A 21,267-nucleotide genomic window follows, 5' to 3' on the forward strand; every position below is an offset into this window, starting at 1 on the left:
TATCAGCGATTTTTTTAATATATCGACTTACCGACAAATGACAGGACCGGATAATAAAAAAAGGGTGCTCCAAAATAAAACTTGGAGTACCCCTTTTATTATCCGAATTCAGTTTACTTCCCTGCTTCGATTTGCTCTAATGCAGCAGCTACTTGCTCTTCCGTTAATTCATGTTGTATTACGTAGCGGTTACGTGGACTTACACGACATTCATGAGAACATGCACGTAAATATTTCGCTTCGTTTTCTTCAGAACATAAAATTTTCTTATTACATTCTGGATTTGAACAGTTTACATAGCGCTCACAAGGTTCACCTGTAAAGTGGTCTTTACCAACGATAACATGTTCTTTTTGGTTTACTGGTACAGCAATACGCTCATCGAACACGTAACATTGTCCATCCCAAAGCTCACCTTGTACCTCTGGGTCTTTTCCGTACGTTACAATTCCGCCGTGAAGCTGACTTACATCTTCATAGCCTTCACGAACTAACCAACCAGAAAACTTCTCACAACGAATTCCGCCTGTACAATAAGTTAAAATCTTTTTACCTTCAAGTACTTCTTTATTTTCACGAATCCAATCTGGTAATTCACGGAATGATTCGATATCAGGTTTAATCGCACCTTTGAAGTGACCTAAATCAAACTCATAATCATTTCGTGCATCAATGATAACTGTATCTTCTTGTTTCATTGCTTCATAAAAATCTTTTGGCTCTAAATACTTCCCAGTTATTTCGTGTGGGTTAATGTCATCTTCTAGACGAAGTGTAACTAACTCTGGACGAGGACGCACGTGCATTTTCTTGAATGCATGACCATCAGCTTCATCTATTTTAAATACGATACCGTCAAAACGTGGATCATTGTTCATTGCTTCCATGTATTTCTCTGTTTGTTCTACAGTTCCAGAACAAGTTCCGTTAATACCTTCTTTCGCTACAAGAATTCTTCCTTTTAATTCAAGTGAATTACAAAATTCTAAATGCTCTGCCGCGAATTCTTCTGGGTTTTCAATTGTTGTGTACATGTAATATAGTAATACTCTGTATGGTTTTGTAGTTGCCAATGTATTTCTACCACCTATCTAATTTTTAAAATCATGTATAAGTTAACGTTCATATCAAAACATATATAATAAGAAAATGAATCCCATTTTCTTTTCTTTATACTATTTTCTATCAGTTAACAAAAATAAAAAACAAGATTACACATCAAAACACTATGGTTATGTTGTAATCCCAATATATTATATATCATACAAATGCAATTCCATCAATTAATATGCTGGATTATCGGCTTTATGTTCACATAAATTTCAAAATTGACCCTTTAATTTATTATGTTTCCCCACGTCATCACACCATAAACTCCCAATTTATTTTACGTTATCACACCATCCATTGCATAAAGGCATATAATTTGCATTAAGGAAACTTTCGTGTTCAAATGAAATTATCATATAACATATCTAAATGTATTGAAATAATGAGTAAGAATAAATACAATAATTTCATCAAGTTAACATTTTAAAGGGGAAAACTACTATGAATAAAGATATAACAAAAGATGAACATCTCCCTTCTGAAAGTACAACCGTACAATCAGCTCACTTAGCTTTAAGTGGAGAAACAAAAGGCTGGAAAAGACTGTTACCATTTTTAGGACCCGCTTTTATAGCGTCCGTTGCTTATATTGATCCTGGCAACTTTGCTACAAATATCGCAGCTGGTTCACAATATGGATATTTACTATTATGGGTTATACTCGCCTCTAACTTAATGGCTGTATTAATCCAAACTTTATCAGCTAAATTAGGAATTGCTACAGGAAACAATTTACCCGAAATAGCTCGTGAAAACTTTCCAAAGCCTGTGTCTATCGGTTTATGGATACAAGGTGAACTAGTTATTATGGCTACAGATTTAGCGGAATTTATTGGAGCTGCATTGGGGCTTTACTTACTATTTGGAATCCCGATGCTACCTGCCGCTTTAATTACAGCAGCCGGATCATTTATTATCCTTGAATTTCAACGTAGAGGATTTCGTCCACTAGAAGCTATTATTACAGGAATGATTTTCATTGTAGTAATTGCTTTTGGGATTCAAGTTTTTTATGCAAAACCAGAATTAAGTCCCCTTCTTTCAGGACTATTTATTCCAAAATTCCAAGGTGTAGACAGTATATTACTTGCAGCAGGGATTTTAGGTGCGACAGTTATGCCGCATGCAATATACTTGCATTCTGCATTAACACAACGCCGTGTGGTCGGAACAACTGACGAACAAAAGAAAAAGATTTTTCGTTTCGAATTTATCGATATTATTATTGCAATGGTTATTGCTGGAGCAATTAATGCAAGTATGTTAATTGTTGCTGCTGCACTATTCTTTAAAAACGGCTTGCACGTTGAAGATTTAGATGTTGCTTACACTCAATTTACCAACTTAGTAGGTCCTGTATCAGCTGCTTTGTTTGGAATTGGGCTCTTATCAGCAGGACTATCTAGCTCTTCTGTCGGTACAATGTCGGGTGATATTATTATGCAAGGTTTCATTCGCATGCATATTCCGTTATACTTACGCCGATTTATTACAATGATTCCACCATTAGTTATTATCGCTTTAGGTGTAAATCCAACTTACGCTCTAGTCATGAGCCAAGTCGTCTTATCATTCGGTATTGCATTTGCACTAGTGCCACTTATTATGTTTACAAGTAACAAAAAGATTATGGGTGCACTCGTTAACCACCGTATAACAACATTTATCGCTTGGATAATTGCAGCACTCGTTATCGTTTTAAATATCTTCTTACTGTATCAAACATTTGTAGGGTAATGAAAAAAGGGTATTCCAATTTTAATTTGGAGTACCCTTTTTGGATGAAATGATTTTCTTCTAGTTACCACTTATGTATGTCCCTCTTTCCGGCATCATGACACCATTTTCAGTTCGAAAGTAAAGTGGCAATCCTTCCGCAAAAAACATACTTACCTTGGACGGATCTTGCCTTTGATGATGAATATGTAAATGCGGCTCACTTGAACTTCCTGAGTTACCGACTTGAGCAAGAAATTCTCCTTCATTTACATGTTGTCCTTCTCTCACATTAATTGATCCTTTCTTTAAATGGGCAAGAATTAAAAATGTGCCCGTTTCATCTAGTCGTAAATAAATATGATTCCCAGCCATTGACTGAAAATTATCCGATCCCGGAACTAAATCTTGTTCATTATTATTAATTGATACAACCGTCCCAGAAGCTGGTGCCATTACTTTCGCTCCATATATTCCGTAATCCTCTAACTTACTACTTTTCACTTCAGCAGGTGGAATGAGAATATCATATGCCCACCTTTCATTTGGTTTTATAACGTGATAGTTCATTTCTAACCGATCACCACCCCAACCTATTAATGCTCGCTCATTCAAAGGAAAACGAACTACTGCTTTAGGACTCATAGATTGTATATCTGCTGGATAAGCAATTCTACCTATATTAGCAAACCAACCGACAGGCCAAGCTCCAATGATAGAAAACAGAATGATTAAAAATAGCGTTCTATCTATCCGCTTTCTAAAAATGCCTTTCCAAAAAAATATTATTACTGATCCTACCAAGAGGAAAACTGAAATAAAACTAAAAGCCTGTATACTCCACCAAACAAAAACTGATGTAACACCATTAGCTACATAAACTAAGATCCAACTTATAATTAAAAAAGAAACTATAATTACTAATAAAAATGCCTTCCACATGTCGCGTCCCTACTCTCATATCCTTTTTCTCAATGATACAAAGTAAAAATTACGACATATAAAAGAAATACTTACGACTTTCTTACTTTTTTATACTGCGGTAATTTCACAGTAAAAACTGTTTCTTTATCGTTACTACGTACAGTGATATCCCCTTGATGGAGATCGGCTATACTTTTTGAAATTGCAAGTCCTATTCCTTTCCCGCCCGTATGAGAACTACGTGATTTTTCACTACGATAAAATTTCTCAAAAACGTAAGGAAGGTCCTCTTTCGGAATGCATTGTCCAAAATTTTTAATTTCTACTTCAACATTCATTGTTTTATTGGAAATTTCAATTGCAATTTCCTTTCCATCTTTTCCATACATAATACTATTACCTATTACATTTTCAAATAGTCTCACTATAAGTGCTACATCAACTTCTACATGCAGCACTTCATCACTTTTAATATAAAAGCTCATATTAGCATCATCTAATTGTGGTACAAAGTCAATCATGATTTGTTCAATTAATGCTTTCATATCTACTTCATCTTTATGTAATTCAATCTCTCTATAATTTATTTGACAGTATTCTAATAAATCATCTATTTGATGTTTTAATTCATAACTTTTTCGCTTTAATATACTTACATACTGTTCACATTCCTCTCCATTCGAATGAAGTTTATTTCCTAACAGGTCCGCATAACCGATTAAAGATGTTACTGGCGTTCGTAAATCATGAGAAATATTACTAATCATTTCATTTTTCATTTCCTGTGATTTTTTTTCATTCTCGATAGACTCTTTTAAGCTTTTCGCCATTCTATTAACATTTGCCGCTAGTTCACCAATCTCGTCATTTTTCAAAATAGGTATATGTATTTCAAAATTACCGTCACTTATTTCCTTCAGGTTCTTGTTAATTTGAGACAACCTTTTCATCAGTGTTTTTGTCATACATGCAAAGTATGTTGTAGTAAAAATCAAAAAAACTATAAAATATAAAAATGAATATTTTTCCTCTAAAACATTAACCTGACTATATATATTTCCAACTAAAATTTGAAACACTATTATACTTACAGTCGCTAACAAGATGCTACATATGAATGCGATAAAAAACTTAGCTCTAATGCCTTGTAATGATTTAATCTTCAATTTTATATCCGACTCCCCAAACATTTTGAATAAACTTCGGTTCTTTTGGATTCTCTTCAATTTTATTTCTCAATCTTGCAATATGAACCATTACTGTATTATTACTTTCATAGGCTCTTTCGTTCCAAACGCTCTCATATATTTCTTCAATTGTGAACACACGATTCCTTGCAGCTGCCATTAAGTGTAAAATATCATATTCAGTTTTCGTAAGATTGATTCTTTCTCCATATAACATTACTGTTCTCGACACTTCATCTATTTCTAAACCTCTAATATTTATTTTCTTTTCCATTACTTGGGGAGCATTTTGATTGAAATATGTATACCTTCTTAATTGAGCTTTCACTCTTGCGATAAATTCAATTGTACTGAACGGCTTCACAATATAATCATCTGCCCCAGTACTAAATCCAATTACCTTATCTACATCCGATGATTTCGCGCTTAAAAACATAATTGGTAAACTATGTTTCTCTCTAATCCTTCTACAAAGTTCTATACCATCCATTTGAGGCATCATAATATCCAAAATAGCAAGTTGAATACTGTTATTATTTATTATTTCTAAAGCCTCTTCTCCGTTATGAGCACTAAAAACTTTAAAACCTTCTTGTTTTAAATTCACATTAATAAATTGAATAATATCTTTATCGTCATCTACAATTAATATCGAATTTTTTTCCATTTCCAAACCTCTTTTTTGAAATATATTCCACATCTAAGTTTATCATAAATCAAATCTACCCTTACACCTTGAATAATCTTTATTTTCAGATTAAATTATATAATAACAAATACATTCTATTTTCATGTGAAAAGGAGCGAAAATATGTTTCCTTTATTAAAAACTGAAAGACTCATTTTAAGAGAACTTACCGAAAAAGATGCACCACGTATACTACAATGCTTTTCTAATACTAATGTACTGCGCTATTATGGCCAAAAACCGTTACAAGATGTTGATCAAGTGAAACAAATCATTCATAATTTTAAGTTGAGCTACAATGCAAGAAGCGGTATAAAATGGGGAATCGAATTAAAAGACAAGAAAGAACTCATCGGTACCATTGGTTTTCACGATTGGTCTTCTGAGCATAAACGAGCCAATATAAGTTATGCCTTTTTGCCTGAACACTGGGGAAAAGGATATGCGACTGAAGCTGTTTCTGAGGTTATATCATACGGTTTCCATACGATTCATTTAAAGCGGATCGGGGCAATTGTATTTCTTGAAAATGAAGCTTCTAATAAAGTACTATTAAAATTAGGCTTTGAAAAAGAAGGTGTTCTAAAAAATTATATGTATCAAGATGATATCCCATATGATACGAATTTTTACGCTTTATTAAAATCAGTTTAATAGAATTTATGTGTAAAAAACCTTACTTTTAAAAAGTAAGGTTTTTTGTATTTATTCATTAGCAATATAAGCATTCTTATAAGTATAAATACCACCAAATTGATGTTTTTCAATTCCTTTTACATAATCCTTTTGTACATATGCTGAGCCAATATGATAAAGCGGTGCCACAGCTGCATCTTCTAATAATACCTGCTCGGCTTCTCGCAACGCTTTCCATCGATTTTCCGTATCTAGTACAAAATCCGTTTTCGCTTTCTTTATTAATTCATCGTAACGAACATTAGAATAATTCATTTTATTATTCGGATTCCCTGTCGTAAATAACTCTAAATAACTAATTGGGTCTTTATAGTCAGGTCCCCAATTTGCCATAGTTATATCGTAATCACCTATTTGTTCTAACTGTAATTTTTGCTTAAATGGCTGTTGTTTAATTTGTATCGTTAACCCTTGCAAATTCTTCTCTAAATCACCTTTTATATATTCTGCCATACGTATTGCATTATCTTGTTCGAACGTTAAGAACTCTAGGTTTACTTGTTCTACCCCAAGCTCTTTTTTCGCTTCTTCCCAAAGTTTTTTTGCATTTTGCAAATCATATGAGGAAATATCTCCATTTTCTTTTCTAAAATCTTTACCAGTCACTTCATTTACATGACCAACTGGTACAAGTCCACTTGCAGGTTTTGCTCCGTTATTAATAAAGTGAGCAACGAAATCATCTTTATTTAACGCTAATGAAATAGATTGACGCACCTTTTTATTTGCTAACGCGGTATTTTTTTCATTAAAACGAAGCATAGCAATTCCAGGATCACTCGACATATGTAATTCCTTATTCCCTTTATACTTGTCTACAACTTGCGAATTAATAGGTACTCGATCTAAATCTCCAGCTTCATATAAATTTACAGCTGTCATTGTATCCTTTACGATATGAAAGTTTATTTCGTCTAATTTCACTTTCTTTCGATCCCAATATGTAGCATTCTTCTTTAATTGAAACTCTTGTTCATGCTTCCATTTTTCTAATACAAATGGACCGTTATATATGAGATTACTAGGTTCCAATGCATAATTGTTTCCTTGTTCTTTCAAAAATGATTCATGCTGTGGTAAGTATATAGGTAGTGCTAACAACTGTAAAAAATACGGAATTGACTGTTCGAGTTCAACTTCTAACGTATAATTATTTATCGCTTTAACCCCAAGTGCATCAAGAGGCATTGTTCCCTTATTGATCTCTTTCGCATTTTTTACATAAAAGAGCATGGACGCATATTGAGAGGCTGTTTCAGGGTTAATTGCACGTTTCCAAGCAAATGTAAAATCATTTGCTGTTACATTATCCCCATTTGACCATTTTGCATCTTTACGCAAGTCAAATGTATATTTCTTACCATCTTCACTTCTTTTAAACGATTTTGCTATGGCTGGAGTAGGCTGATCTTGATCGTTTAATACATATAACCCTTCAAATATATTCTGCATAATGTGGGCTGATGTACCATCTGTTGTTTTCACAGTGTCCAGAGAAGGAATTTCTTCTGATACTGTTACATTTAACACTTGTTTTTTAACCTCTGTATCACTTTTATTCGCTTTATTATTACAAGCTGTTAATAATAAAGATGTAACAAGTGCCATTACCATTAAATGGCTCTTTTTTCGCTTCATGAGTTGTTCTCCTTAAATATAAAATATTATAAAGCGTAATATATTATAGCAGAAATACTAACAGAAAGATGCGACATTCTTTTGAATATTTATTCGTTCAAGAAAAAAGCTATCCTTTTAAAAGGATAGCTTTTTCAACTGCCACATAATTATCTATCTTTGCAAACCTCGTTTATAACGACTTGCTTCAAATATAATACGCTCTTCATCTAACGTTTTACATTCGCCATTCCAAACGACATGTTTTCCGTTAATAATTACATCGCTTATATCTTTTCCACTAGCAGCATATACAAGGTGTGATAACACTTCATCCGCTGGTTGTAAATGCGGCTTATTAGACGGGTCAATCGTAATAAAATCAGCACACTTACCAGCTTCTAGTGACCCTGTTTGTTTCATCCCGATTACTTCCGCAGCTCCTTTTGTCGCAAGAGAAAGAGCTGTTTCAACTGGTAATGCTGTTGCATCTTGGTGAATACCTTTTTGTAATAAAGTCGCTATGCGCATTTCTTCAAACATGTCTAAATTATTGTTAGATGCAACACTATCTGTTGCAATTCCTACTTTTATTCCTGCTTCTAGCATCGCTTTTACATTCGCTATACCAGAACCTAGTTTTAAATTACTATTCGGATTATGAGCTACTCGAACGTCATTTTCTGCTAAAAATGCACGCTCATCGTCATTTAATACTACACCGTGTGCAATAACTGTTGGGCGTTTAAACAATCCGCAGCTCGCTGCATATTCTACTGGACGTTTTCCATATTGTGCTTCAATATCACGTACTTCACGCTCTGTTTCAGAAAGATGGATATGAACCATCGTTTGATTCTCTACTGCAATCCGTGCGCACTCTTCTAACAATTCTGTACTACATGTATATGGACTATGTGGTGCAACCATCGTAGTTAACATGCCACTTTCGTTATAGTAACGCTTCACATATTTCTCAGCTTCTTCAATCGCTTTCTTTTCATCGTCTTTCGTTCCGAAGCTAAATAAAGTCCTTGAAACAGCAGCTCGCATCCCGCTCCTTGATACCGTTTCCATAATTGCGTCTTGATCTACTCCAATTGGATTAAACATGTCAGAGAATGATGTTGTACCACTTTTCACCATCTCAAGTAATCCTAATTCCGTACTAGCGACCGCAATTTGGGGAGTAAATTGACTTTCCAGTGGCCAAATTCTCGTCTCAAGCCACGGCTGTAATAACATATCATCGCCAATACCTCTTAGGAGACTCATTACAACGTGTGTATGTGTATTTACAAGCCCTGGTAAAACCCACTTTCCTTTCATGTCAATTACTTCATCTACTTTAAAATCATTTGCAAATTCTCCGCTCTTTACATCTATAATTTGATCATTTTCTACAATGATATATCCATTTTCTATCACTTCGTTTTGTTCATTCATCGTTACAATTGTAGCGTTTACATAAGTTGTTTTCAAAAGTATTTCCCCTTTCAACTCTATGAAGTTCCCTTTAATAAGTTACCACCATTATAGTAACTTATTAAAGATTAAGAGTCAAAAGATAATTTTAATTCTTTCGTTATTTTTCCCTTCAAAATGCTATATTGTTTTTCATTTGTATCTGCAAATGCTTCTTCCCAATTTGACTTTTCATCCATATAATTCAATTTCCCATTGAATTGAGTCTCTGTAAAATCAAATCTCTGCCCATCTATAAAGTTATAAAAATGCCACACGCACCCTATTTTTGTCTTTTTAATTTTCCCTCCACATATATCTTGAACGACTAGAGCCGTTACACCACACTGTCCCTTTACTGAATTTTCAATTGTCCACTTTGAACTTGTTTCTATTGACCAAGATCTTATTAACGCCTCATATATTTGCTTTTTCTTTACATCATCCATTCTAATCTTCCCCTACTATTAATAGTTTTACACATCATATTTCAAAAGAGGCAGTAAACGACCCTTAAAGACAGTTGATGGTGTCTCTCCTATTAACTGTGCTCCCATTTTCAAGTAATATCCTTTTGCATTCGGATCACTATCAATTGTAAAACTTTTTAATCCTAGTTCATTGGCTTTTTCTATTACATACTCCCAAAGTATTTTCCCGTAACCTTTTCCTTTGTAATGAGGATGAATGTACAAGAAATCGAGAGCTTTATCATTACGTAAAAATGAGAAAAAACCAATCTTCGCATTATCGTTTACTAAAACATATACAAAATTATTTTTTATGTACTCTTCCGTAATTGTTAAATCTTCCTTACAAGCAAGTATGAATTCTTCACTATAATTCCACGTTGCTTTTGAATGTAGTGCGAGTTCACTTAATTCATTTGCTTCACTTAATAATACTTCTCTTATCTTCATGATTCTTTTTCCTCACTTTCAATATGTACACTACTAAATTGATTCGGAAAGCACTTCAAAAAAACCTTTAATTTCCATAAATTAGAAATTAATTTTATAAATCTTTATTATAATCAGTACGATTTTCAACAATTTTTTTAAAGAAAAAGAACGCCATCCCTAAAAGTTGGCGTTCTCTTTTTCTAAAATTTAATCTTCAAGCTCACTCATTCGTTTTACTATTTCGTACGATACAAACCTATACAGTTTCTACTACCGCTTCAAGCATTGTTCCATTTTTAGCATAGTTCGTATGCCAAGAAAAAGCTTTTTCTAAAATATGAGGAGTTTGTCCACCTCTTGTTTTTGCTTCTTCGTAATAAGCACGTAGTTGATCACGATACATTGGATGTGCGCAATTCTCAATAATAAGTTCCACTCTTTCTCTTGGCGCAAGTCCCCTTAAGTCGGCATACCCTTGTTCAGTGACGATAACATCTACATCATGTTCAGTATGGTCTACATGAGAAACGAAAGGAACGATACTTGAAATGTTACCACCTTTCGCAATCGATTTAGTAACAAAGATAGCTAGGCGAGCATTTCTTGCAAAATCGCCAGACCCACCAATACCATTCATCATTTTTGTACCTAAAACGTGAGTAGAGTTAACATTTCCGTATATATCTAATTCTAATGCAGTATTAATTGAGATTAATCCAAGGCGACGAATAATTTCAGGATGATTGGAAATCTCTTGTGGACGCATCATTAATTTGTCACGATATTTTTCAAAGTTAGAAAATACTTGTTGCATTTTCTCTTCAGAAAGCGTGATAGAACAACAAGAAGCAAAATTGACTTTTCCAGCATCCATAAGATCAAAAACTGCATCTTGTAAAACCTCGGAATATACTTCTAAATCTTCAAATTCTGAATCTAACATTCCATGCAATACGGCGTTAGCCACTGAACCAATTCCTGATTGTAACGGCGCTAAACGATTTGTTAATCGGCCTACTTTGACTTCTTCTCGAAGGAATTCTATTAAATGCTGTGCCATAATAACAGTTTCTTCATCCGGAGGAACAATTGTCGATGGCGAATCCAATTGATTCGTAAACACAATTCCCTTTACTTTTTCAGGATCAATTGGAATACCGATTGTTCCAATTCGGTCATCTGTTTTCACAAGCGGAATTGGAAGCCTCTCCCCTTGTTTACCTGGTTCATATAGATCATGTAGCCCCTCTAATTGCGCGGATTGAGCCATATTCATTTCAATAATAATAGACTTAGCATTTAAGGAAAACGCTAAGGAATTTCCAATTGAAGTGGTTGGAATAATCATTCCGTCCTCTGTAATCGCAACCGCTTCCAAAATAGCGAAATCTATATCCAGAACGTCAGCACGGAGTAACTCTGCTGTATGAGACAAGTGTTGATCCACAAATAAAAAGTCTCCGTTATTAATTCCTTTTCGCATAGTAGCGTCAGCTTGGAAAGGTAATCTTTTCCCTAAAATTCCTGCCTCAGCAAATAATTTGTCTACATCGGATCCTAAAGAAGCCCCAGTATAAACATTTACTTTAAAAGATTCATCATTCTTAACTCGGTTTACAAGCGCAAATGGGACTGCTTTTACATCACCTGCACGTGTAAACCCACTTAAGCCTAAAGTCATTCCACTTTGAATCCAGGAAGCTGCTTCTTCAGGTGTAACTACCCGATCTTTTAGACGTTGATCTCTGATTCTATCTAAATTGTTCTCCATATGTAATCCCTCTCTCATTGAATATTCATAATTATTTTACACATTAACACTATCAAAATAGGGATTTTAGTATACAATGCCGAAAATTCAGACAGAACAGCAAATCTAGGTTCTAAAGCAGAAAAATTTAGAATCCTAGAAGTTTACGGAAATAACTAGCGTATGATTGACTAACTGGTACTCTCTCACCATTATCCATCGAAAGTACAAAAGTAGAATGGGTATCAGGATAAATCGCTTTAATATGATTAACATTTACAATAAACGAACGGTGACATCTAATAAATGAATCTTTCGGAAGCAAGTATTCGAATTCTTGCAGAGAGTATTTATGTGTTCCTGATAACTCTTCTGAATTCACATACGTCTTTTTATCTTTAGCCTCTAAATACATAACCTTTGAAAAAGGAACCGGAATCCAGCCGTCTGTTGTTTTTAAAGTAACAACTGACTTTCCATCCGTTAAAGCTGGATAAATTGCCGTCACGCACCCTTCAAGCTTTCCATTGTTTGAAAATGGTACAGCCATTCCATGATAAGGAATACCAAAAACATCCCGATTAATAAACTCAGAGGTTTTTTGATTCATCACCATCGCTTTATGAGCAATCGTTCCTTCCTTTATAGGATCCCCGACACTAATCTTTAAATCAATTCGTTTACTTGGCCGATAGTAAATATATTCTTTCGTATTCGAAACAGCAATTGAAATTTCATCTGAAAATAGTTCCCCAACAACATCTAGTAATAAACCTAACGTTCTATCTTCCATTCTATTAACACCTCATTCACTATTATACTACTATTATGAACGAGCATCTGTTGCTTTATAAAAAGTTTAATTTTAAATTACTTTTAAAATTAGTTTTATTCACTATTACTTCGTTACTACAAAAAACCTCACTTCAGAAAAGTGAGGTTTCCTCTCATACAATATTTTTTTATTTTTTATTAAGTAAAGTGAATTTAAGAATTTATTGCCCCTATTTCTGTATAATAAATAATCCCAAACTACAAACAGTTTGGGATTATCTTTCTCATTTATTATGCGCATCTAACCACGAAATTAAATCTTTAAATACTTCATCCTTATTTACTTCATGAAACATTTCATGTCTACCATTTTCATATAAACGTAGTGTCACGTCTTTCACACCACATTTTTTATAGTTTTCATATACTTCTTTTACACCTTTCCCCATATCGCCAACAGGATCACGATCACCAGAGAATATATGTATTGGAAGATTCTTTGGCGTCTTCTTGTATTCTTCTAGTTTATTTACTTCTAATACACCAGAAAATAATTCTCGGTAAAAACTCGTCGTACAAATGAAACCACATAACGGATCCGCAATATATTTATCAACTTGATTATTATCTGAAGATAACCAATCAAATTTTGTACGATTTGGCTTAAAGTTCGAATTGAAGTTTCCGAAAGATAAAAAGTTTAACATTGGACTTTTCGTTTTTGCCCCACGCAATTTCATTTCGATTGTTGCTACTTTATGACCAATAGCTCCTAAAAGCCCTGGATTTCCACCTGTTCCTGAAATCAGAAATCCATCATATAATTCGCCTCTAAGTTGTACAGCACGTCTTGATAAAAAAGAACCCATACTATGTCCAAGTAAAAACAAAGGACTTGACTGCTCTTCTTTTATCTTTTCTGAAACAAAGATAACATCCGATACAACTTGATTCCACCCTATATTTGGTTCAAAATGACCATAATCTTCTTCTTTTTTTACTGTTTTCCCATGTCCTTTATGATCATGCGCATAAACACCATACCCTGCTTCCAATAAAGCATCTACAAATTCTGTATACACCCCTGCATGCTCTGTCATGCCATGTGCAATTTGAATAATTCCTCTCGGATCTCCTTCTGGTAACCACTTACGCAAATAAATTTCCGATCCATCCAATGCCGTAACGAAACTTTCCTGTACATTCATTTCGTCAGCCCCCAACTCTATTATGTATAGCTTTAAGAAAATGAATATCCATTCACTTTTCTTATTTTATATTATATGTAATTGCTTTCATTATGACAAATGATGTATTTTTCAGACTTGCTTTTAAACTAATTTCTTGACGAATTCAAAATAAAATTATATAGTTACTTACATAAAGTAACTATATAATTTTTAGGAGGTTCCTACTATTATGATGCCATCATTATTTTTAGCACATGGTTCGCCTATGCTCGCTATTCAAGATACAGACTATACACGATTTTTAAAAACACTTGGAGAAACATATAAACCGAAAGCAATTGTTATTTTCACTGCTCATTGGGAAAGTGAAGTATTAACGATTTCCTCATCAGATAACGAGTATGAAACAATTTATGATTTTGGAGGTTTTCCCCCTGAGTTATACGAAATCAAATATCGTGCGAAAGGCTCTTCTCATATTGCATCTATTTTAGAAACAAAATTTAAGAACAAAGGTATTTCAGTCCATCATAATATGACGAGAGGTTTAGATCATGGTTCATGGACACTCCTGCACCGCATGTATCCAGAAGCAAATATTCCTGTCGTGCAAATATCAGTCAATCCATTCCTTTCTGCAAAAGAACAATTTGAAATTGGAGAAGCACTTAAAGGGCTCGGACAAGAAGATATTTTAGTAATCGGGAGTGGCGTTACCGTTCATAATTTACGAGCACTGAAATGGAATCAAACTACACCTGAAAAATGGGCAATTGAATTTGATGATTGGATTATTAAACATATGCAGAATAACGATAAAGATGCATTGTTTAATTGGGAGAAAAATGCTCCTCATGCACAATTAGCAGTACCAAGAGCAGAACATTTTGTTCCTTTATTTATCGCTATGGGAAGTGGTGAAAATAGCGGTGAAGTCATTCACCGTAGTTACGAGCTTGGTACATTAAGTTATCTTTGTCTTCGATTTTAAAGAAAAGGATGAAGCACATGCTGCTTCATCCTTTTTCTTTTTCATTCACTTAGTTAACTAACTTCCAAATGTCGTTTCTCTGATACCTCTTCGTTCTTATTATGAAAATAAACCCAAATACACGCAATAAATAATAGTGAAGATGTAGAGAGGAAAACATATTGGAAACCTGCATGCGCTGCAATTTGTCCCCCGAGCACTGGACCAATCATATTTCCTAAAAACTGAAATGATTGATTATATCCAAATATTCGTCCCGTAACATGGGTTGGTGTATGTTGTTTTAGTAGAGTTTGTACGGAAGGTAATAATCCTGCTTGTGCGATACCTAATAAAAATCGAAGAATTAATAGTTGCCAAGCTGACGTTACAAATGCTTGCGGGATAAAAATAATTCCTGCAGCAAATAACGCTACAACTAACGTTTTTTGAGGACCGATATGATCTGATAATCTTCCTAGTCTTGGTGCTGCCAAAATAACTGCTAATCCTGTCGCTGACATAACTGCACCCGCAATTGTTTCAATATGTGCAGTATGAGGACCTACTAAATTTTTCACGTACAATGTAACAATTGGTTGAACTGACATATTAGCAAGTTGAATAATAAATGTTGTTACAAATAAACTAATAATTAAATGCTTCGCTGGGACCATCGTCCATACTTTTTTCGGCTGTGTTTTTTTTGCTTGAGCAGAGTGATTTTCTTCATGCAGGAAGAAAAAAACGATGAGAAAGGAAAGGAATAAAAAAGCTCCCGTAACAAGAAAGACATGACGCATTCCAATTAACTCAGACAAATAACCGCCAAGTAACGGGCCAAGTAACGAACCGCTCACACCACCAGTTGAAATTGTGGAAATCGCCCAACCTGAATGTTCTTTCGGAGTTTCTGCTGCAATAAATGTCATCGCTGTTGAAAGGAAACCAGATACTGCTCCCATTAAAAATCTTAGTGCGACTAGTTGATACACATCCGTTACAAACCCCATAAGCGTCATAATAATCGCCATACCGAGGCTAGCACGAATAAGCATCAATTTCCGTCCATGTATATCACCAAGCTTTCCCCATATTGGCGATACGATCGCACCCATTAAAAATGTTACACCAAATGCAAGTCCCGACCACTGTGCAATGCTTGAAGTGCCAGTTACTCCTAATTCCTCAATATAAAAAGATAAGAAAGGAATTACTAAACTCATACCGGCTGCAGTGGTAAAACAACCTAGCCAACAAATCATTAAATTCCGTTTCCAGCTGGCCATTTTCACACCTTCTTTCTTTAGATACCCATTCTATACACCCTTTCTTGTAAAAAGTTTAGTAATTTGCTTTATATGCAAGATTTACTACAAAACCCGCTATTTTCTAGTGAAAATCACTACAATCCCGCATTTTTTTCATAATAAAACCAACTCCCACTAAATGAAGTTGGTTAATAATCCATTAAACCGTAACCATAAATAATTGAAACAATTACACCCACTACCAATATACCTGGAAGTAAATTTGCCACCTTGATTTTAATAATACTAAGCAAGTTCAATCCAATAGCAGATATCATAATGCCGCCCGTAGCCGTCATCTCCACTATAAATTGGTTCATTAATTCTTTCGGGACAAAACTATTAATTTGTGTTGCAAAAACTGCAATACCACCTTCATATAAAACAACTGGAATCGCCGAAAATACTACGCCAATTCCTAGAGTTGTCGTTAATATAATAGAAATAAATCCATCGATAATCGCCTTTGTAAATAAAATATCATGATTTCCGCGAATCCCACTGTCAAGTGCACCAAGTATCCCCATCGCGCCAATTGCAAAAATTAAAGTAGCTGTTACAAAACCTTCTGATATGCTACCTTTCCCTTTCGATCCAACTTTATTTTCTAGCCAATCCCCTAAATGTTTTAACTTTTCTTCTAATTGTAACCATTCTCCAATTACCGTACCAATCACTAAACTCAGTATGACAACAAGAAAGTTTTCACTTTTTAATGCCATTTGAAGCCCAAGCACAGTAACCGCTAAACCGATTGCGTGCATTATCGTCCCTTTCATACTTTCTGGAATCCTACTAAATAATTTACCAAGTAAAGTACCAAATATAATACAAATTCCATTTACAACTGCTCCTAATATAACCATTTCTCATTCTTCACCCTTCGAATTCTTTATTTCTATATTTTGGTTTATACATTGATTTACAGGTTATCTATATGTTAACTTAATATTGAGAATATTAACAAATGTTTTCCACTACATAACCCGCTATTTTTTGTAACTTTAATTACCTTTAATAGATTCAGTGTTAATTTAATTGCGGGATAATATTAAAAGGGAAGGTATATATGAAAACTTTACTAAAACGATTTTTGTTAATAGCCTTTTTCATTACACCGATTGTTTTATTAATCAATTACTCTTTTATTTCAAAAGCAAAAGACAAACCCGATTTGCAAAACAAATCTAGTAAAACCGCTTCAAAAAGCGAAAAGAAAATAGAAGACCAAGAAATCACACTCACCTTCTCTGGTGATACAATGTTTGATTGGCAATTACGTCCTATAATCGAAAAGAATGGGGCTGATTACCCATTCCAACATGTAAAAGAAGAAATAAAAAAAGCTGATATTTCTTTTGTGAATTTAGAGTCGGCATTTACAACGAAAGAAAAGAAAGCACCTGGGCAACTGTTTTGGATTAAAAGTGATCCATCTACACTACAAGCTATTAAAAACACTGGATATGACATCGTAAATATTGGGAATAACCACACACTTGATTATGGGCAAGATGGATTATTAGATACGATTTCTCACGTAGAAAAATTAAAGTTCCCTTACATTGGAGCCGGAAAAAATGCGAAAGATGCATATACAGCACGAGAAATGACCGTAAAAGGGAAAAAGTTTAAATTTCTTTCCTTCGTTCGATTTATGCCTGATTCTAATTGGGTAGCTGGTGAGAATAAACCTGGCGTTGCGAATGGCTATGATTTAAATCTTGTAACAAAAACAATTAAAGAACAAAAGAAAGATGCAGACTATTTAATCGTCTATATGCATTGGGGCGTTGAAAAATCAAATCGTCCGGTAGAATACCAAAAGCAATATGTACCTAAAATGGTTGAAGCAGGAGCTAACGCAATTGTCGGGAGCCATCCACATTGGTTACAAGGGTTTGAGTATTATAATAAAGTTCCTATCGCTTACTCATTAGGTAACTTTTTATTCCCGAGTTATGTGAATGGGAAAAGCGCTGAAACTGGCGTATTAACTTTAACTTTTAAAGGAAAGGATGTCCAAATGTCATTCAATCCTTATATCATTCGCAACAACCAAGTTTCCCCTGTAAATGAAGGAGAAAAGAAAAAAGCTCTTCAATATTTACAAACAATTTCAACTGATGTAGAAATTGATGATACAGGGAAAATAAAAAACAAACGAAACTAGACAGCTCAAGATCTATTTCTCTGTAATATACTTTACAGAATAGGTGATAAACATGCTGAAAGAGTTATTAGAAAATATAAACCTCTTAGAAAACATCTATAAAATGTCTATAGCAATCCTGCTTTTATGTTCCTTTTATTCTGTGAGACTATTTAAAAAAATAAAGCGAGAGAGAAATCTTACTCCTTTTGAATTTACAATGTATGTAATCATTCGTATTGCGATACTCTTTTGGTTAGCTAGCTTTATTCTTCTTGAATTTAATGAGTACCTAGTTTAACTATAAAAAAGATAGAACAAGCACTATATTCCCTCGCTTGTATCTATCTTTTTTATTTACATTCTAACTCTTTCCTTCTATTAAATAAGCAAATCAAACAAAACAGGGTTTTTATTAAGTTCCATAAATTGAATATTATTTTCTTTAAAGCGAGTAATTAATTGCTCATAATCTTCTTTATGTTTTAATTCTACGCCGACTAATGCTGGACCATTTTCTTTATTATGTTTCTTAATATACTCAAAGCGCGTAATGTCATCTTCTGGTCCTAATCCTTTATCAAGAAATTCTCTTAGCGCACCTGAACGCTGCGGAAATTCAATGATAAAGTAATGTTTCAGTCCTTCATAAATGAGCGAACGCTCTTTCATTTCTTGCATTCTATCAATATCATTATTTCCACCACTTAGCGTACATACAACTGTTTTACCTTTTATTTCATCTCTATATAAATCAAGCGCTGCAATAGAGAGTGCACCAGCCGGTTCAGCTACAATCGCATTTTTCTTATACAGTTCTAAAATCGTCGTACAAACTTTCCCCTCTGGTACTAAAATAATATCGTCAATTACATCTTTACAAGTTTCAAATGTTAACTTTCCTACTTTTTTAACAGCTGCCCCATCAACAAAGCTATCTATTTTCTCCAATGCTACATTTTCATTTTGAAGAAAAGCCTCTTTCATAGATGCAGCTCCCATTGGCTCTACACCAATAACCTTTGTAGTAGGACTAACACCTTTTACATATGTACCAACTCCTGATGCTAATCCACCACCACCGATTGCTGTAAAGATATAATCAACCGGTTTCTCCATATCATGCATAATTTCAACTGCCACTGTCCCTTGACCAGCAACTACATACGGATCATCAAACGGATGAACAAATGTCATTCTATTTTCTTCACAATAACACTGTGCTTCTTGGAAAGAACTATCGAATGTATCACCAACTAATACAATCTCTGCGAAATCACCACCGAAAAATTGTACTTGTGATACTTTTTGTTTCGGTGTTGTTGTGGGCATAAATATTTTTGACGGAATCTTCAATAAATTACACGTATAAGCAACTCCTTGCGCATGATTACCAGCACTTGCACAAACAACACCGTTTTGTAACTTTTCTTTCGGTAAACTTTGAATCAAATTGTATGCACCACGAATTTTGAAAGAGCGAATTAATTGTAAGTCTTCTCGTTTTACATAAACGTCACAATCATATTTCTCAGATAAAACTGTATCACGTTGTAACGGTGTTTTAATAACGATATCTTTCAGGCAATTATGAGCCATTAAGATATCTTCAATTTTCACTCTCTCCTTTACCTTTTGCACCATTATATATCATCCTTATCTCTTTTAAATTGGCTCAATCAAAATGTGGGATTTTCAGGACAGCCCCTGTATTCGCCGATGTTACCATTTGTGCATAACGTCCGAGCCAGCCAGTTTTTACTTTCGGTTCTGGTCGTTTCCATTCTTTTTTACGCTTATCTAATTCTTCATCACTCACTCTTACTTCTAGTAAGCGTTCTTCAACATCAATACATACAATATCCCCTTGTTCAAGAAGTGCAATCATCCCGCCCGCTGCTGCTTCTGGTGAAATATGTCCCACTGAAATTCCACGTGAAGCTCCAGAAAAACGTCCATCTGTTAATAATGCAACCTCAGCACCTAATCCCATTCCAGCAATTGCTGATGTTGGGGCTAACATTTCTGGCATACCAGGCCCACCTCTTGGTCCTTCATAACGAATGACAACTACATCTCCTTTTTTCACTTTCCCAAGCATAATGCCCGCAAGTGCCTCATCTTGTGAATTAAAAATAACGCAAGGCCCTTCAAAACGCTTTACCTCTGTTGCACCGCTTTTAATAACCGCTCCATCTTTAGCAAGATTTCCTTTTAATATACGTAAGCCCCCCTCTTCACTATGAGGGTTTTCGAGAGAGTGAATAACCTCCTTATCTTTAATCTCTGCCTCAGCGATATTTTCTCTTAATGTTTGCCCAGTAGCAGTTATTCGATCAAGATGAAGTACTCCTTCTTTCCGGCTCATCTCTTTCAAAATTGCACTAATCCCGCCCGCACGATCAATATCTTCCATATGCCAATTTGAGGCTGGACTTACTTTACATAAATGAGGTACACGTCTTGAAACTGCATCAATACGGTTCATATCATAATCTAGTCCTGCCTCTTGTGCGAGTGCTAGCGTATGTAATACTGTATTCGTTGATCCACCCATCGCCATATCAAGTGCAAAAGCATCGTCAATTGCTTCTTCTGTTACAATATCACGCGGCTTAATATCTCTTTCAATTAAAATTTTCAATTTCTCTGCTGCTTGTTTAATTAACTCTTCACGTCTTGGATCAATTGCTAAAATACTCCCGTTACCAGGAAGAGCTAAACCTAATACTTCACATAAACAATTCATAGAGTTCGCGGTAAACATACCCGAACAAGAGCCACAAGATGGACAGCCATGATCTTCAATATCTTTTA

At 34.5% G+C, this 21,267-nt stretch carries 20 protein-coding genes; 5 read left to right on the forward strand and 15 right to left on the reverse strand.

What is annotated here, in order from left to right:
- Positions 1–113 precede the first annotated feature (113 nt).
- Positions 114–1,073: an oxygen-dependent tRNA uridine(34) hydroxylase TrhO gene (gene trhO, locus MR107_RS24930; RefSeq protein ID WP_000246231.1), complete on the reverse strand. Its 960-nt coding sequence runs from the start codon at positions 1,071–1,073 to the stop codon at positions 114–116.
- 478 nt (positions 1,074–1,551) lie between these two features.
- Here trhO and MR107_RS24935 point away from each other — a divergent pair, with 478 nt between their 5' ends.
- Entirely contained in the window at positions 1,552–2,847 is a 1,296-nt protein-coding gene (locus MR107_RS24935; RefSeq protein ID WP_001030679.1) for an Nramp family divalent metal transporter, read from the forward strand.
- A 60-nt stretch (positions 2,848–2,907) separates the two neighbouring features.
- Here MR107_RS24935 and MR107_RS24940 read toward each other — a convergent pair whose 3' ends face one another.
- The 3 genes from MR107_RS24940 to MR107_RS24950 all read right to left on the reverse strand — a co-directional run bounded on the left by MR107_RS24940 (position 2,908) and on the right by MR107_RS24950 (position 5,604).
- The gene (locus MR107_RS24940) at positions 2,908–3,768 is read right to left on the reverse strand and encodes a M23 family metallopeptidase (protein WP_000265297.1); all 861 of its coding nucleotides are present in this window, start codon (positions 3,766–3,768) and stop codon (positions 2,908–2,910) included.
- Positions 3,769–3,839: 71 nt separating this feature from the next.
- Positions 3,840–4,940 (reverse strand): HAMP domain-containing sensor histidine kinase, encoded by a 1,101-nt coding sequence (locus tag MR107_RS24945; protein ID WP_162837403.1) that lies wholly within the window; start codon positions 4,938–4,940, stop codon positions 3,840–3,842.
- Positions 4,906–5,604, reverse strand: a complete 699-nt coding sequence (locus MR107_RS24950) for a response regulator transcription factor (protein ID WP_000414517.1) — start codon at positions 5,602–5,604, stop codon at positions 4,906–4,908. Before MR107_RS24950 ends, MR107_RS24945 begins: the two co-directional genes overlap by 35 nt.
- 144 nt (positions 5,605–5,748) lie before the next feature.
- On the opposite strand from MR107_RS24950, the gene MR107_RS24955 reads away from it, so the two are divergent.
- Positions 5,749–6,279 (forward strand): GNAT family N-acetyltransferase, encoded by a 531-nt coding sequence (locus MR107_RS24955; protein ID WP_000484228.1) that lies wholly within the window; start codon positions 5,749–5,751, stop codon positions 6,277–6,279.
- A 51-nt stretch (positions 6,280–6,330) separates the two neighbouring features.
- Here MR107_RS24955 and MR107_RS24960 read toward each other — a convergent pair whose 3' ends face one another.
- From MR107_RS24960 to MR107_RS24990, 7 genes are all read right to left on the reverse strand, one after another.
- A complete protein-coding gene (locus MR107_RS24960) occupies positions 6,331–7,959 on the reverse strand; it encodes a peptide ABC transporter substrate-binding protein (protein WP_025710136.1) in 1,629 nt (542 codons plus the stop codon).
- Between the two features lie 153 nt (positions 7,960–8,112).
- Positions 8,113–9,438, reverse strand: coding sequence for a bifunctional S-methyl-5'-thioadenosine deaminase/S-adenosylhomocysteine deaminase (locus tag MR107_RS24965; RefSeq protein ID WP_121868395.1), 1,326 nt, complete (start codon positions 9,436–9,438; stop codon positions 8,113–8,115).
- A gap of 53 nt (positions 9,439–9,491) precedes the next feature.
- Complete coding sequence (locus tag MR107_RS24970; RefSeq protein WP_242292843.1) at positions 9,492–9,851, reverse strand: YunG family protein; 360 nt, start codon at positions 9,849–9,851, stop codon at positions 9,492–9,494.
- A 27-nt stretch (positions 9,852–9,878) separates the two neighbouring features.
- Positions 9,879–10,322 carry a GNAT family N-acetyltransferase gene (locus MR107_RS24975; RefSeq protein WP_000701928.1) on the reverse strand — a complete coding sequence of 148 codons (444 nt, stop codon included), beginning with the start codon at positions 10,320–10,322 and terminating at the stop codon, positions 9,879–9,881.
- Between the two features lie 238 nt (positions 10,323–10,560).
- A complete protein-coding gene (locus tag MR107_RS24980; protein WP_000429811.1) occupies positions 10,561–12,075 on the reverse strand; it encodes an acetyl-CoA hydrolase/transferase family protein in 1,515 nt (504 codons plus the stop codon).
- A gap of 127 nt (positions 12,076–12,202) precedes the next feature.
- Complete coding sequence (locus tag MR107_RS24985) at positions 12,203–12,847, reverse strand: LytTR family DNA-binding domain-containing protein (protein ID WP_000390209.1); 645 nt, start codon at positions 12,845–12,847, stop codon at positions 12,203–12,205.
- A 265-nt stretch (positions 12,848–13,112) separates the two neighbouring features.
- Positions 13,113–14,036: an alpha/beta hydrolase gene (locus tag MR107_RS24990; protein WP_001102581.1), complete on the reverse strand. Its 924-nt coding sequence runs from the start codon at positions 14,034–14,036 to the stop codon at positions 13,113–13,115.
- A 211-nt stretch (positions 14,037–14,247) separates the two neighbouring features.
- On the opposite strand from MR107_RS24990, the gene MR107_RS24995 reads away from it, so the two are divergent.
- Positions 14,248–15,009 carry a DODA-type extradiol aromatic ring-opening family dioxygenase gene (locus MR107_RS24995; RefSeq protein WP_000982899.1) on the forward strand — a complete coding sequence of 254 codons (762 nt, stop codon included), beginning with the start codon at positions 14,248–14,250 and terminating at the stop codon, positions 15,007–15,009.
- A 53-nt stretch (positions 15,010–15,062) separates the two neighbouring features.
- Here MR107_RS24995 and MR107_RS25000 read toward each other — a convergent pair whose 3' ends face one another.
- Complete coding sequence (locus MR107_RS25000; protein WP_000179303.1) at positions 15,063–16,277, reverse strand: multidrug efflux MFS transporter; 1,215 nt, start codon at positions 16,275–16,277, stop codon at positions 15,063–15,065.
- A 170-nt stretch (positions 16,278–16,447) separates the two neighbouring features.
- Positions 16,448–17,164 carry a DUF554 domain-containing protein gene (locus MR107_RS25005; RefSeq protein WP_000236031.1) on the reverse strand — a complete coding sequence of 239 codons (717 nt, stop codon included), beginning with the start codon at positions 17,162–17,164 and terminating at the stop codon, positions 16,448–16,450.
- A 203-nt stretch (positions 17,165–17,367) separates the two neighbouring features.
- On the opposite strand from MR107_RS25005, the gene MR107_RS25010 reads away from it, so the two are divergent.
- Together MR107_RS25010 and MR107_RS25015 are read left to right on the forward strand one after the other, a co-directional pair.
- Positions 17,368–18,471, forward strand: a complete 1,104-nt coding sequence (locus tag MR107_RS25010) for a CapA family protein (protein WP_000854536.1) — start codon at positions 17,368–17,370, stop codon at positions 18,469–18,471.
- A gap of 52 nt (positions 18,472–18,523) precedes the next feature.
- Complete coding sequence (locus tag MR107_RS25015) at positions 18,524–18,751, forward strand: hypothetical protein (protein ID WP_000910604.1); 228 nt, start codon at positions 18,524–18,526, stop codon at positions 18,749–18,751.
- A gap of 80 nt (positions 18,752–18,831) precedes the next feature.
- Here the strand turns inward: MR107_RS25015 and ilvA are convergent, their stop codons facing one another.
- Together ilvA and MR107_RS25025 are read right to left on the reverse strand one after the other, a co-directional pair.
- Positions 18,832–20,094, reverse strand: a complete 1,263-nt coding sequence (gene ilvA / locus MR107_RS25020) for a threonine ammonia-lyase IlvA (RefSeq protein WP_000250317.1) — start codon at positions 20,092–20,094, stop codon at positions 18,832–18,834.
- Between the two features lie 31 nt (positions 20,095–20,125).
- Positions 20,126–21,267, reverse strand: a 1,142-nt coding sequence (locus tag MR107_RS25025) for a dihydroxy-acid dehydratase domain-containing protein (RefSeq protein WP_242292844.1), incomplete at its 5' end; no start/stop codon positions are given.

This window comes from Bacillus cereus group sp. BfR-BA-01441 (assembly GCF_022663075.1).
GTDB lineage: Bacteria > Bacillota > Bacilli > Bacillales > Bacillaceae_G > Bacillus_A > Bacillus_A cereus.